This window comes from Photobacterium sanctipauli, assembly GCF_003026495.1.
GTDB classification, from domain to species: domain Bacteria; phylum Pseudomonadota; class Gammaproteobacteria; order Enterobacterales; family Vibrionaceae; genus Photobacterium; species Photobacterium sanctipauli.
On the sequence record NZ_PYMA01000002.1, the window covers coordinates 265444 to 280604 of the forward strand.

General features: G+C 34.2%; 11 protein-coding genes. 7 read left to right on the top strand and 4 right to left on the bottom strand.

Annotated elements, in window-relative coordinates; translation table 11 throughout:
- Positions 1 to 162: 162 nt before the first annotated feature.
- The 4 genes from C9I98_RS04390 (at position 163) to C9I98_RS04405 (ending at position 5098) form a co-directional block, all read left to right on the top strand.
- Entirely contained in the window at positions 163 to 1275 is a 1113-nt protein-coding gene (locus tag C9I98_RS04390; RefSeq protein ID WP_158262656.1) for a GNAT family N-acetyltransferase, read from the top strand.
- Positions 1276 to 1452: 177 nt separating this feature from the next.
- Positions 1453 to 3216, top strand: coding sequence for an arsenate reductase/protein-tyrosine-phosphatase family protein (locus tag C9I98_RS04395; protein WP_107271620.1), 1764 nt, complete (start codon positions 1453 to 1455; stop codon positions 3214 to 3216).
- Complete coding sequence (locus C9I98_RS04400; RefSeq protein WP_107271621.1) at positions 3213 to 4160, top strand: polysaccharide deacetylase family protein; 948 nt, start codon at positions 3213 to 3215, stop codon at positions 4158 to 4160. The genes C9I98_RS04395 and C9I98_RS04400 overlap by 4 nt, the downstream gene beginning before the upstream one ends.
- 29 nt (positions 4161 to 4189) lie before the next feature.
- Positions 4190 to 5098 carry a glycosyltransferase family 8 protein gene (locus C9I98_RS04405; RefSeq protein ID WP_107271622.1) on the top strand — a complete coding sequence of 303 codons (909 nt, stop codon included), beginning with the start codon at positions 4190 to 4192 and terminating at the stop codon, positions 5096 to 5098.
- A 38-nt stretch (positions 5099 to 5136) separates the two neighbouring features.
- Here C9I98_RS04405 and C9I98_RS04410 read toward each other — a convergent pair whose 3' ends face one another.
- The 4 genes from C9I98_RS04410 to C9I98_RS04425 all read right to left on the bottom strand — a co-directional run bounded on the left by C9I98_RS04410 (position 5137) and on the right by C9I98_RS04425 (position 10608).
- Positions 5137 to 6642: an oligosaccharide flippase family protein gene (locus tag C9I98_RS04410; RefSeq protein WP_107271623.1), complete on the bottom strand. Its 1506-nt coding sequence runs from the start codon at positions 6640 to 6642 to the stop codon at positions 5137 to 5139.
- Positions 6632 to 7651 (bottom strand): glycosyltransferase, encoded by a 1020-nt coding sequence (locus C9I98_RS04415; protein ID WP_158262657.1) that lies wholly within the window; start codon positions 7649 to 7651, stop codon positions 6632 to 6634. Before C9I98_RS04415 ends, C9I98_RS04410 begins: the two co-directional genes overlap by 11 nt.
- 61 nt (positions 7652 to 7712) lie before the next feature.
- Positions 7713 to 9071, bottom strand: a complete 1359-nt coding sequence (locus tag C9I98_RS04420) for a NosD domain-containing protein (protein ID WP_146153855.1) — start codon at positions 9069 to 9071, stop codon at positions 7713 to 7715.
- 25 nt (positions 9072 to 9096) lie between these two features.
- On the bottom strand, positions 9097 to 10608 hold the full coding sequence (locus tag C9I98_RS04425; RefSeq protein ID WP_107271626.1) for an oligosaccharide flippase family protein: 1512 nt from the start codon (positions 10606 to 10608) through the stop codon (positions 9097 to 9099).
- A 395-nt stretch (positions 10609 to 11003) separates the two neighbouring features.
- Here C9I98_RS04425 and C9I98_RS04430 point away from each other — a divergent pair, with 395 nt between their 5' ends.
- From C9I98_RS04430 to C9I98_RS04440, 3 genes are read left to right on the top strand one after another with little or no spacing between them, the layout of a single operon-like run.
- Complete coding sequence (locus tag C9I98_RS04430) at positions 11004 to 12311, top strand: putative O-glycosylation ligase, exosortase A system-associated (protein WP_051902448.1); 1308 nt, start codon at positions 11004 to 11006, stop codon at positions 12309 to 12311.
- A gap of 32 nt (positions 12312 to 12343) precedes the next feature.
- Positions 12344 to 13765 carry a mannose-1-phosphate guanylyltransferase/mannose-6-phosphate isomerase gene (locus tag C9I98_RS04435; protein ID WP_107271627.1) on the top strand — a complete coding sequence of 474 codons (1422 nt, stop codon included), beginning with the start codon at positions 12344 to 12346 and terminating at the stop codon, positions 13763 to 13765.
- Positions 13758 to 15149 carry a phosphohexomutase domain-containing protein gene (locus tag C9I98_RS04440; RefSeq protein ID WP_051902124.1) on the top strand — a complete coding sequence of 464 codons (1392 nt, stop codon included), beginning with the start codon at positions 13758 to 13760 and terminating at the stop codon, positions 15147 to 15149. Before C9I98_RS04435 ends, C9I98_RS04440 begins: the two co-directional genes overlap by 8 nt.
- Positions 15150 to 15161: the final 12 nt, after the last annotated feature.

The window sequence follows — 15161 nt, forward strand, 5'->3', positions numbered from 1 at the left end:
GGTGGATTTTTATTAGATAAATTAATGAAGAAATACTATTAGTTACATGGATATAGAATGATATGACAATACATGAATGTTGCTCAATTTAGAGTCTATCATTTATAGAGTGATATTGAAAAATGACTGTTTTGCTTGAAATAGATGATTAAAGGAAGAATTGTGTCTAATAGAAAGCGTAACACTATACAATGTGAAATCTTCAAAAATCCAAACCAGGCATGGCTAGAGGAAGCATGGTGTGATTTAGAGCAACGATCAACAGGAAATTTTTTCTTGTCATGGCTATGGATAGGCACATGGATTGATAACTTTGTTAACGAATTTTATGTTATTGAAGCAAGGCTAAACAATAAAATTGTTGGCCTCGGCGTGTTAGTTAAACAGCCAACAAAGTATCCTCTTTCAGCGATAAAAACCAAATATTACTTGCACAGAACTGGGCGACAAGATCTTGATCAGGTTTGGATTGAGTATAATGATTTTTTAGTCGATGCCGAAAATGAAGAAAGTATCCGGGTAGCGATGGCAAAGCGTTTAGTTAATGAACTAGATAGACTAGATGCAATCGTTATCGGTGCTAGTGACGAAGATAGATTTTCTTGTATTAATGAGTTTGGACTGAAAAGCCGTAAAATATGGGAAACGGCTAACTATGCACTTGATTTGGATGAGTTGAGGGACAAAAAAATATCCGTACTTGAATCGCTTTCTAGGAACACTCGCTCTCAAATTCTTCGAAGCATTAGGAGTTATGAAAAAATAGGGGCGATCAGTATTAATAAAGCATGTAGTATCGATGCGGCAAAAGAAATGCTATTACAGGCTAAACCTTTACACTTAGCCCGTTGGAAGAATGCCGGAATAAAGAGTGGTTTTACAAATGAAAAGTTTGTTGCTTTTCATGAGAAAATAATAGAAAGAGGCGTGGAAAATAAAGTTGTCGAGCTTAATCACATTAAAGTAGGGAATGAAACAATTTCAATAATTTATAATTTTAATTATAAGGGGAAAATATATTTTTATTTATGTGGGATTAATTACTGCTATAAAAGTTCACATTTTAAACCTGGATTGGTTTCACATTATTTATTGATAAATAAAGCTCTCGAAGAAGGATTGGAGACCTATGATTTCATGGCAGGTGAAGCAAGGTATAAAGCTTCTTTCTCAAATAGGAAAGGCACTTTGTCTGTCAGCCAGTATGAAGTGCCAAGCAAACGGCTTGAGTTTGAAGGAAAGTTACGTGAGTTTAAACAACAGTTTATCTCATAAATAGGTAAAAATAGCCTTCATAAGGCGTTAGTATCAGCTGTGGCTTGTATAATGATGCACATTTTTTTGGCTAAACTGATTTAAGGGTATTTGTACTAAGCTATCAGCAAGGGATATAGATAAAGCATATTAGCAGTATGCAGAAACTGAATTTTTCAGACTTACAAGTGAGTTGTGATGAGAAACCGTCAAGGAAGAGAGTCGCTAAAAGTGCTCGTTATAGGAGAGGATAGCCGTAGTTTTCTATCAGTGATACGATCACTTGGTAATGCTGGTTATGATGTTCATGTAGTTTGCTATGATAGAACAAGCATTGCATTAAAAAGTAAATATATATCACAATGTTTTTATTACAACTATGAAGCTTATACCCAAAAAGAATGGATAACTAATGTTTTAGCGATTATTGACCGATTTAGGTATGACCTTATTATTCCGTGTGATGAACGAGCAATTTATCCCTTATGGGTAGAGAGACGATCTATACCACCCAAGACTAAATTAGCTATATGTAATCAAGATGCATTACATATCTTATTTGATAAATGGAAAACTAAGCAGGTTGCGTTGAAGTTAGGTGTTTCGGTTGCACGTGGTGAACTTGTGGACTTAACAAATACTAACTATGAGCAGTTGAGCGCACGATTTGGTGATAAATTTGTTCTTAAGCCGCTACAATCTTTTGAAATATCAACTCTAAACAAAAGAAATAAAGTGGTTTCGGTTAAGTCTAATCAAGATTATATAGATTTTATAAAAGCGAATGCGAGTAGTACTAATTTCTTAGTTGAAGAATATTTTAGAGGAACGGGCGAAGGACTATCTGTATTCTGTTCTTCAGGCACTGTTAAGTCAGCATTTTCTTACAAGCGCTTGGCAGAACCAAGTTCAGGGGGAGGCAGCTCGTATCGCGAAAGTACTCCACTTGACCCGGAACTACTTAAAGCAACGCAAGCGATATGTAAGGAAACAAAATTAACCGGTGTAGCGATGTTCGAATTCCGGCGAAATGTTGAGACTGGTGAATGGATTCTAATCGAAGTCAATGCAAGGTTTTGGGGTGGATTGCCCCTAGCTATTTCTTCAGGAGTAGATTTTCCTAAGGTATACGCTGACTTTTTATGTTTTGATAAAGAGCCACAATCGATAAACTATAATTATAGAATTGGCGTTAGATCTCGTTCTTTAACCTCAGATCTCTATGAAATCAAACGTGAGTTCGACATAAACTGTCAATCACTAGGAAAAAAAGTATCTAGCAAAATATTGATTTATAGATTACTTAATATAGCTAAAGTCATCGCACCTACAGAAAATATAGATACATTAAGAATCAATGACTTGAGGCCTTTTGCTTCCGAAGTTAAAGAAATATTAAATATTGCTTTAGGGCGATTTACAAAGAAAAACCGAGTAAACTCTGTTTATAGAAGGTGGAGAACTAAAAAGAAACTTAATCACTTATTTTCATCAAACCCTAACAGAAGAATTATATTTTTATGTTATGGTAATATAATGCGTAGTCCTTTTGCTGAAAAAATTGCATTAAATTTTCCACTTAGTGATTCTTCAACTCTAGATATAGACTCATTTGGCTTTCACAATAAGGAGTCTCGGTCTAGTCCAGAAATAGCAAGAAATGCAGCGTTACTATTAAATTGCGATTTAAGTAAGCACTCATCTAAGTCTCTAATGCAATTAGATATATCTCATGATGATATAATTATCTATTTTGATGACAAAAACAAAGGTATTCTAGAAAAGAATTATGATATAAATAATGCTTTTTGCGCTGCCGACTTACTTAATAATCAGTATCCAAGCTTAACTGAAATTATTGATCCTTATGGGGGAGATATCAGTGTAGTTAAAGATTGTTATGAGAAAATATCTAACTCAGTTGGAAATTTATCCACGATTTATAAAGAGGCTCTGAAATGACAAAACCTAAGTTGAGTATTATTATTCATGCGGAGGAAGAGTTTAATTGGGATCGAGGTTTTTTTCGTTCAAATACTGATGTTTCTCATGGGAGAGAATTGATTGATTTCGTTGATGATATTATTAATAATGGAGCTAAGGTAACACTAGCAATGGATTACCCTTTTATTAAAAGCTCCGATGGAAAGGAAGTTATCAATCACTTTAGAAGGCTAGAAGGAAAAGATATAGAGTTTGCTTCACACCTGCACCCTTGGGTAACACCGCCATATGATGACGATAATGATGAAGTAGAAAATTACTTTTCGTTTCCTGGTAATCTAACAAAAGAATCTGAATTTAATAAGCTAAAAAACTTAACAGATGAAATTGAAAAGGAAACAGGTACAAGACCTATAACCTACCTTGCTGGAAGGTATGGTTTTGGAAGAAATAGTGAAGAAATACTAAAATCATTAGGCTATAAAGTTGATTTAAGTATTAGTTCCTATACAAACTTTACGGAGAATGGAGGTCCAAACTTTACTGATTACTCTAATGAAGTTTATTCAGAAAACACAATTACATATATCCCTCATACTTGTTCAATTATATCATTTAGTAAAATGATAGAAGATCATTTCAATAAAAACCCCTCTAGCTTAAAGATATTTGAAAAAAGTAAAATAACAGCTCTTATATCTAAAATATTAAGAATAAAAAAATATAGATTATCACCTGAAGGCTTTTCAGTATCAGAAATGATTGAAGTGACAGAAGCACAATTAAGGTTAGGACAAAGAGAGTTTATATTATCATTTCACTCTCCAAGTACTAAGATTGGAATGACACCGTATGTAAACAACCAAAAAGAGTTAGATGATTTCAAGAAATCAGTATTAGATTATATAGGTTGGTTTAATAACAACTTAAATGGAATGGCTTTTTTACCAAAATGCTTATAATAAATTATATTACCTGGTGAGGGATTTATATGTTCAACATTTTGATGACTACTAACGAAAGTTATGCACAGCATTGTGGGGTGTGTATTACTTCATTGGTGGAAAATAACCCAGATAGCCAATTCAATATTGTTATTGCAGGGCTTGGTCTTAGTAATTTAACTAAAAATAAAATAATTGAATGCGGTAGTTTAAATGATAACGTTAAAATAAATGTTATTGATTTTAACCATGATAAGATTAAATCTTTGCCTGAAACCTCAATGTATACAAAAGATATATATTTAAGATTGTGGGTAGACGATTTTTTTGATTTGGAAGTAGAGACTGTTTTATATATTGATGTTGATGCTATTGTCGTTGATTCTATAAGCGATTTATTCAATCAAGAATTGGAAGAGTATGTAATAGCTGCTGTTGATATTCCATTTGCTGAGTGTGAAGAACATTGCCCTTTACCACCTGAGTTTAATTATTTTAACTCTGGTGTATTGCTGTTTAATCTAAAACGGTGGAGAGATGAGAAATATCGTTCACAAATCGTCAACTATATATTAGATAATAGTAAATCAATTGAATACCCCGATCAAGACGCTCTAAATGGTGTTTTGTTTAATAAGAGGCTGAAATTGGATTATACGTATAATGTGATAGGCCCATTTTTCAGAAAGAATACCTATGAAAAATTAGGAAAAAATGAGATAAAAAGAATAAGAGAGCAGGCTAAGATTGTTCATTTTAACGGGGTAGGTGCTAAACCTTGGTTTTATACAAGTAATCACCCTTATCAGAAGAAATATTTTAGTTACTTATCTAGAACACCATGGCAGGATTACAGACCAGTAGACAAAACATTTCTTAACTTTGTTAAAAAATACTTGCGTATTATTTTGAATGTAGAAAGTTTTGTTAGAGTTTCCTTTGTAAAAGGAAGCTAGCCTTAAGTTTATTTGTGATAGGAATGGATTTGGAATAATCAAGTGATTGAATATGACTTTGTAAGCATAAAGGCTTGTATTTTTTTTAGTGCAAGCTTTATTTGTGTAAATAAGAAGTGTAATTCACTGGTTTTATTTCTAAAAATAAAAGCGATAAGTGAAACTATAAAGAGATAACATGAAAAGTACAATGTGACATTAACAAACATTGTTATTAAATCAAATTCAAATGTAATGTTTAAAGAATTAATAAAACTGAAAACAATAAGGTTAACTGTTGAAAAAACGAATAAAATAAACAAAAATCTAAGTAGCTTCAACCCTGTTAACATTGAAAGGAAATAGATGTTTGCACTTAGATATATGACCTCTACAATATAACGAGTATAAATAAAAGTTATAAAATCCTGATAGACAATAGCATAGTAAAGTAAGATAGTACTAACGAGAGATATTATTAGCTCAATTAAAAAGAGATTTTTAACTTTCCCCAGTATTGTTATAAATCCTACAATATTACCAGATAGTGTACTTAGTACTAATAGTGGGAAGAGTAAACTAATAATATCTACCACTAAACTCCACTTTTCACCGCTTCCAAGTAAAATTTGTACAATTTCTTTTGAATAAAGTGTTAATACTGTGACTAATGGTAAAGTAAAAATGATAATTATAAAGAGAACTTTATTTATTTTGTCTAAAAATAGATCTTTATTTGACTTTACACTAGCTACCCCAGGAAATGCAGCGCTTGTTAATGGAGAGATTAAAGCTGACGATGGTGTTTCTATTAGCCTCATGCTTAGTGTGTAACTACCAAGCGTTGATGTATTTAAAAATTTCGTTATTAGAATTTGATCAATTTTTCCATTGATATAGTTAACAACTCCTTTTAAAAGTGTCCATTTAGTAAAACTCCATTGTTTATAGAGTGACTCAATATTGAGTTTTGGCCTGTATTCAAAGAATGTATAGCTAAAAATTAAAAGGAAGGCATGATAAGTAATAGTTCCAATAATAAATGCCCAATATGACTGGAAAATCGCAGCGACTAGTATTGTTACTACAAATGACAACAATTTTGAATAACTAAGTGATTTAGCAATATATTCAAACTCAAGATTTCTTTTCTGAATTATTAAGTCTATGTTTGTCAGGCCTGATAAAAGTGGTACTATTGCTAAGACCTTTAGAACCAAATCAATTTTAGGTTCATTAAAAAAATCAGGAGCAATATATGATGAATAGAATATTGAAAGTGAGACTACTATTTTAAATAATATTTGAAGAGTCCAAGCAGAATTTATATCTTTTATCTCAAGATCTTTTTTCTTTATTAAATATTCCTCTGTCCCCAGACGACTGAATATTTCAAAAAAAATAGTAACAAGAGTAGCAATGGAAACAATACCAAAATCGTACGGTGTTAATATTCGAGAAAGAATAATAATTGATAACAAGGCTATGATATGCTCTGACCATTTAATGATCACATTCCATGCTGTTGACTTGATAATCTTTGTACCTAAGTCATTATTTTTCATGGTACCTCGTAAGTAAGTGTGATTCGAACTTATCAATTAAAACTTTTACATCTATCTCTTTTCTTTGTGAGTATTCGTATGAGCTTTTTTTGAATTTTTCATAATTTTCATGATTAACTATTTTATGTAGAGCCTTATTCCAATCATTAATTGAAGCGTTCTTAGGAACACAAATACCGCCATATCCAACCGATTCTGTTAAACCTCCTGTTTTACTTGCTAATACAGGAATTCCACTACAGTGTGCTTCTGAAGCAACTCTTCCCCATGTTTCATCCCAAACACTTGGTGCAATTAATAATCTAGCGCTTCTATATACGCTTTTCATATTGTTAACAGGCCCTATTACCTCTACATTATTTATATTGTTGTAGCTGGAATTATCATTTTTTTTACTATTAACGATGTATTTGAATGATAAGTTTGGGTTAAGTTTTGCTAGACCGTTAACTACTTCCAAACCTTTGTGTTTTGATGGGTTAACAAATATAATATCTTCATTGCTACTAGATACCTTATATTTTTTAGGTATTATTATTGGTGGTATTACAATATCAAAATTTATATTTACTGTCTCTTTAGTGAAATTAGAATTTGCAATATAAGAAATGTTTTTATCAGTTTTATAATTGATACTTTCAATTGAGTGTATATACACGACAACGGGGCAAGATTTTATTTGTTTTAGTATCTCAAGGTGCTTATGCCCGCCTTGTAAAACAACAATATCAGGTTCAAAGTCTTTGATAATGACTTTGACATTATCAACCATGTCAAAAGAACGATAACACAGATATTGGTTAAAGTAGTCCTTAGAAAATTTATAGCCAAAGATATTGTAAACTTTATTGGTGAGTCCAACTTTCGTGAACCCACCTTCCAGTCGGCATGCGACAGCAACTTTGTGACCTCTTTTTATGAGTAAGTGGCATAACTCATGGGTGTTAAGCTCCATACCGCCATACAACTCAGGCAGGTGTTTGTGGTTGGTTAAAAAGAGAATTTTCATATAATCATCCATGATTTACTGTTGCTATTACAATGATGGTATTATTTTCTATAAAGTCAAATTAATTGAAGCAATTAGTGCTCATAAGAACTGCGCCAATGTATGGGGTGTCATTGACCTTATTGTTACAAAAATCGTCTGTATTACCATCACTGACTTTTACGTATCCAGAAATATAGTGATTAATATGATCTGAACTAATTATAGAAAAATCTCCATCTTTTGGTGATTTATAAATACTGTTGAATGTTGGTTTTTTTAAGCTATATGATTTACTAATAGTTAAGTTATTTTCTTTATATACTTTAGCTTTATCTCTAGATCTTATTTTACCATTTAGAATATTGTTTATAATTAGCGCTGTTGAATTAGAATAACGAACATCTATTCCTTTAGTATTATATATAGTATTATTATAAACTTCAGCACTTAGCGACTTTTGAATATAAACTCCTACATCATTACAATTCATGATAATATTATTTCTAATAACTGAATTTCTAGTTTCGTATTCTGCTTGATTTCTTCTTGCTGTCTTACTCATACCGCCACCACCGAGCGATAGGCCAACACGTGTACCAAGATTTTTGCCGTCACTGCTACATATGACTAAGTTTTGTTCAAAGATACCATCTGAGATCCCTCCCTTCATAAAGGCCGCATAACTCACTTTATTTCCATTAGCTTTTGAGAAATCTGAAATGATATTTTTCCTTACCAGCCATCTATTAGCATGATCAATATTAATGGGGGTTACAGGTGTAGCTGTGTTTCTTGGTTTAGTGAAATGAAATCTATTGTATTCTATTATTCCATCATCAGGATAAAGATTATCCTTTTTGTTAACTTTAATTGCGGCGTTAAAGTCGATAAAGGTATTGTTGCTAATTACAATGTTTTTTGCATCACCAACAATGTGTAATCCATGTTCACATTTCTTATCATCTGGACAAATTCCTTTAAAATTAATTCCATTAATCTGCCAGTTCGGTGTATCTATAAGTATTCCTTCAATGGTATTAAGCTTAAAGTCAACGTATCCATCATTCTGTGCTGTAATTATTACTTTGGAGTGTGTGTTTTTAATTTTATTTGTTCTTAGCTTAGTGCTGTTAAAAGTATATACACCATTTTTCAAAATTATTTTCTTGCTTTTCTCTATGTTACTTATTTCTTTTATAAATTGATTTTCATTACTTACGAAAACTATATTTGATATGTTATCTCCATTTTTATTATCCATACTTAATGTTGGCAAGTTAAGACTTTTTACATTCAGTAAGGCTAGGGGGGCTGATGTTTCTTTATTGTGGTTTAGATTAAGTTTTGATGAGTTTATTTTATCGGTGTAATTTGTTATCCATAGTGAATTATCAAGTGAAACCCCTATCGTTAAATACGTTAAAAGTAAAATATTCATAATTACCCCCGATATGTAAAAGTACTTATTTATAATTCTTATCATGTTCAGGTGCTCTTTCTAGTCTATTGAAAGCTTCTCTTATTACATTAATAAATACACTATTTAAAAAATGCCAATCATTGGAATAGTTCCTTAAAATCAATGATGAGAGTGACAAATTTATTATATATATAATGCTATATATTGATACGCTTAGTCCTAGCTCAATTAAGCTAAATGAAGTGTTTACAAAGCTGTGAAGTATAAATATAGTAGAACCTATTGAAACAAGGCCAATAATAATTACCGATGTTAAACTTAAAATTAATCTTTTTAAACTAATTTTCGAGAATCTTCTCAGTGCTATAAGTATGACGCTAAAAAAGAGAAATGATAAAAATATCTTGGCATGTAAAAAGTAAATAATATCAGTGGTTGTTAAGATGTAATATAATGTAAAGAAATATGTAGAGGCTGTAAAAGCTTCAAAAATAAAAAGAAATTTAACTTTACACATTAATGTCAGGTAATCTGTGATTTCTTCAATTATTATTGTTGTGATTATGATAGGTGTAAGTATATAAAGAATTTCAACAGCATTTTTCCATTTGTCTAAATCACCAAGTGTTATTTCGATTATATTTTCTGCATTTATATAGATTAAACTGGTTAACGGAACTGTTATAATTGTTAGTGAAAATAAAGATTTACTGATCTTATCGATATGATTGCTCGTATTTATAAGCTTTGCCATCTCAGGGTTAAGAGCGTCTGAAAATGGTGTTATAGCGATCTCTTTGGCTGTAAGTAGTAATGTTTGACAAATATTATAATTACCGATGAAGCTTGTAGATGTGAAATTTGTTAAAATAATAATGTCACTTTTATTATTAATGTAATTGGTTATACCTTTTAATAGCGTCCATTTTGAGAAGCTAATTTGATTATTTGCTTTTAATAGGTTAAAAGTTGGTTTATATCTAAAGCAAGTATAACTTAATATAAGTATAATAAAATGGTAAGATATGATGCTTGCTACAAAAGCCCAATAGTTTTTAAAAATCATTGCAAGGGTTAGAGTGATTATTACGGATGATATTTTTGCGATTGACTCTATTTTTGTTATTATCTTAAAATTTGATTTTTTAATTTCAAGTATAAAAGCTATATTAGTTATCCCTTGCAGAGTTGGAGTTATGGATAGAACTTTAATCAGATTTTCAAGATCTTGTGTATTAAAAAAATCCGCAAGTATTCCTGAAGATGAAAATATTATAATAGAAATGATTATTTTTGTTATTAGTTGTAATGTCCAAGATGTATCAATATCCTCTTTAGATGGGGCTTCTTCTTGTAATAAGTACTCTTTAGTGCCTAGTTGACCCAGTGTTTCAAAGAAAGCAGTCACTATTGTTGCTAATGCAATTATACCAAAATCATCTGGTGTAAGTATCCTGGCTAAAATCAAGGTGCAAAAGAAAGCTAAGCCACGATTAAGTAGTTTAGATAATGTTATCCAAAAGCTAGATTTCAGTATCCTACTAAAAAAACTCATTAAAAATCCATTTTAACTTTTCTAATAACGATAGTTCAATGTTTATTGTAGTATAGTGTAAATTTTATCTTTGGTTGTTTATTCTATATTTGTGGTTTATTCCTTTGGATCTGCTTTAATTTAAGATTATTTATTCTATTGTTTTGGGATTTTTGGATAAATGGTTCGTTCTGTTTGTGGGGTTAGTTCTTCATATCATTAGTGATTTTTTTACTATAATAATTATATGGCTCATGGAAGAAGTGCTAACTTATGGAATCTCTACTTTTTTTGATATGTCTAATTGTGCTGATTAAGCTTTGTTACAGTGCTGCTAAAGAAGATAGCCGTGGGGAAATCAATCAACACCATCAATCAAAAATTGATTGTGATGATAAGTCTCATGAGAAACTGGTATGAGAGATATCGCCTTCTTTGCAGTTTTTCTCGTATTGCTTGTTTTTGCATTCAGAAAAAACTTCATTGCTTTAGGTTTATGGACTTGGTCTGGCCTAATTGTTCCTAAGTATTGGCTTTACGGTTTTGCTTCGTCAATCAGTTACAACTCAACCTTTTCACTTATAACCTTGATGTTATACGTCATATCAAAAAACAAGCAACGTATTTATCTTACATCTTTACTAGTTTTCTTAGTGTTTTTTTCTATACATGTATCAGCCACCACTTTTTTGACGATAGGTTTCACTGAGATAGTTAACGCGGAGTGGATTAAGTTTTTTAAAGGTATTTTGATGCTTGTTATGATTTTATTAATCGTAAGAAGCCGCCTTCATTTTAACTTTTTATTAGCGTGTATACTTTTATCAACTGGCTTCATCGGTGTGGTTGAAGGGCTTAAATACATCATGAGCATTGGCGAACATCATATAAAAGGACCTGATTCGCATATTTTATCAGACAACAACCATTTCGCACTTGCAATCTGCATGGTTATTCCTCTTGTTTTATATTTCCTAAAACAAGATTTTTCAAAACTCATTAAAGTTACTCTTTTAGGTGTGTTTTTATTGCTTGTATTGACTGTTCTTGGTACTCAGTCTCGAGGTGGCTTTATTGGTTTATCATTTCTCTTTTTTCTACTGTGGGCTGGGAGCAAGAAAAAGCTTCAGTTTGCCTTTTATATTGCAATCATTGCCACTATCGCTTTAGCACTTGTCTCTAATTCTTGGCAAGAGCGAATGAATACTATTGAAAATGCAGATCAAGACAGTTCTTTTATGACCCGTGTTGTAGCTTGGAAAATGTATACGTTAATGGCGATGGAACGACCTGTTCTAGGGGCGGGTTTTCGTGCGTTACAAGCTCGCGAGGTATGGCAGTCGGTTGAGGGTGATTTTGACAAGCTATCGTTTATTCCAACCCCACCACCTTCAGATAAAGGTTGGGCGGCACACAGTATTTATTTTCAAGTACTTGGTGATCATGGCTTTGTTGGTTTGTTCTTTTTCTTAATGATCCTTGTGTCTAGTATTTTCTCCTTACGGAATGTAATGAAAAAGGCGAAGGATATAGAGGATTTATACTGGCAGTACTCACTTGCAAGCATGCTACAGATTTCTTTGCTTGTTTTTTGTCTTGGTGGGGCTGCATTGTCTTTACCTTATGCTGAGTTTTTCTGGATTTTTATTGCCATTGTTCTCGCCTTAGAGTGTTCTCATCGTGATGCGCTCAAGAAGCGAAATTTAAGTGATGAGGCGGTTTAATTTTATTTAATGAACGTGTTCAAGGAGTGTTTATGGATAAGGACATCATTCCGATCATTATGGCCGGGGGATCAGGCTCAAGGCTTTGGCCTTTATCACGAACTCACTTTCCAAAACAATTTTTACCACTAGCAGGCAGCAGCTCTCTTTTACAAGACACTATCGCTCGATGTGATGGGTTAAATTGTGCCGATCCGATCGTTATCTCAAATGAAAAACACCGCTTTATTATTGCTGAGCAATTTAGGCAGCACTCAACAAATCACCAAGGGATCATCCTTGAACCTGAAGGACGAAACACTGCGCCAGCGATAGCACTAGCTGCCATACATGCTATGCGTAATGGTGAAGATCCTTTACTCCTCGTTTTGGCTGCTGATCATGTTATTCAGCACTCTGCTTGTTTTCAAGATGCTGTTCGTCGTGCGATTTCTTCAGCTGCTGAAGGTATGCTAGTTACTTTTGGAATTGTGCCTGATCGAGCAGAAACTGGTTACGGTTACATTCGGTGTGGGCAATTAACGAATGAGCAATCAAGTGCATTTCACGTAGAAGCATTTGTGGAGAAGCCCAATCAAATAGTGGCGCAAGAGTATGTGAATGCTGGCTATTTATGGAATAGCGGTATGTTCTTGTTTAGAGCATCAAGTTTTTTAAGCGAGCTTGATAAATATCATCCTGCAATTTTAGCTACCTGCCAGCTTGCTTATGACGGCAAGCACTCTGATCTTGATTTTATTCGCATTGATAATGAGGCATTTCTTTCAAGTCCATCGGAGTCAATTGATTACGCTGTGATGGAGAAAACTGACCGAGCAGCTGTTGTTGCGATGGATGCTGGATGGAGTGATGTTGGCTCGTGGGATTCATTATGGGAAGTGACGGAAAAAGACCATAACAGTAATGCTATTCGTGGTGATGTGATGACTGAAGGCAGCCATCATTGTTATGTCTATTCGCAAAACAGGCTGGTGACAACGGTTGGGATCGAAAACCTGATCGTTATTGAGACCAAAGATGCTGTCCTCGTTGCGCATAAAGACTCAGTTCAAGATATTAAAAAGGTGGTATCTCGGTTAGAGCTAGACGGGCGCCAAGAACATTTGCAGCACCGAGAGGTTTTTCGTCCCTGGGGTTCTCATGACGCTATCACTGAAGGTGACCGCTACCATGTTAAGAAAGTGAAGGTTAAGCCGGGCGAAAAAACCGCGGTTCAAGTGCATTATAATCGTGCTGAGCATTGGATCGTAGTGGTCGGAACCGCGCGAGTACGAAACGGAGATAAAACCTACCTAGTAAGTGAAAACGAGTCGACCTATATCCCAATAGGTGCGGAGCACTCTTTTGAAAATCCGGGAAAATCCATGTTGGAGTTGATAGAGGTTAGAACTGGCCGCTACTTAGGTGAGGACGATATTGTCAGGATCGATTCACAGGGAGAGGGGTATGAATAACCAAATTGATACTCTTTGTACGGAGTCTTGGAGCTGCTTTAAAGCCTATGATATTCGCGGCCGTGTCGGCGAAGAGCTTAACGAGCAAAAAGCCTATGCGATTGCTCGTGCTTATGCGGAGGTAGTAAAACCCAAGCAGGTTGTTGTTGGTGCTGATATTCGGCTTTCATCAAAAGCAATGAAAGCAGCGGTTTGTCGTGGCTTGGTTGACCATGGGGTTGATGTTATTGACTTGGGAATGTCGGGTACAGAGGAAGTTTACTTTGCCGTCCAACACTGGCAACTCGATGGGGGGATTGAAATAACCGCCAGTCATAACCCTGCAGATTATAATGGGATGAAGTTAGTTGGGCGTGATGCACGTCCCATTGGGGAAAATAACGGGTTGTCAGACATCCACAAGGTTGCGGTACAAGGTCATTTTGATAATTGTTTACCGCAGGGTGAGAAATTAACTAAAGGGTGCTTGTCTGAATACGTAAGCTATTTAGTATCCTTCATCAATCCAGACAATATTAAGCCTCTGACAATTGTTACTAATGCCGGTAATGGAGCCGCTGGTCACGCTATCGATGCTATTGAGTCTCAACTTGCCTCGCTCGGGGTGCCTATAACGTTTATAAAAATCCATCACGAGGCCGACGGCCACTTTCCTAATGGTGTGCCCAACCCCATGCTACCAGAGAACAGGGCAGCAACCACGCAAGCTGTTATTGAGCATCAGGCCGATTTTGGCTTAGCTTGGGATGGCGATTTTGATCGCTGTTTCTTTTTTGACGAAAAAGGCCAGTTTATTGAGGGTTACTATATCGTTGGCTTGTTGGCGGAGGCCTTTGCATTACGTCAGCAAGGCGCAAAGGTGATTCACGATCCAAGGCTATATTGGAATACCACAGATATCCTAGCCTCGAGTGGTGGGCAGCCCATTTTGGCTAAGGCTGGGCATACGTATATTAAGCAGATGATGCGTGAGCATGATGCCGTATATGGCGGAGAAATGAGTGCACACCACTATTTTAGAGATTTTGCTTATTGCGATAGTGGTATGATCCCTTGGCTATTAGTGGCTGAGTTACTTTGTGTTAAGTCGATGTCGTTATCTGAAGCTGTAGAGAAAAGGATCCTTGCCTACCCATCTTCGGGGGAAATTAATTCCCATATTGCTGAACCACATAAGGTGTTAAGCAAAGTAAAAGCACACTATAGCCGAGATGCGGTCTCGATTGATGAAAGTGACGGAATATCGATTGAATTTGAAAAATGGCGGTTTAATTTACGTCCTTCTAATACCGAGCCATTAGTAAGACTCAATGTAGAGTCGCGTGGCTGTCAGTCACTGATGGAAGAAAAAACCACTGAGTTGTTGAGCTTTTTAGACCGTTAAATTCTGACACTA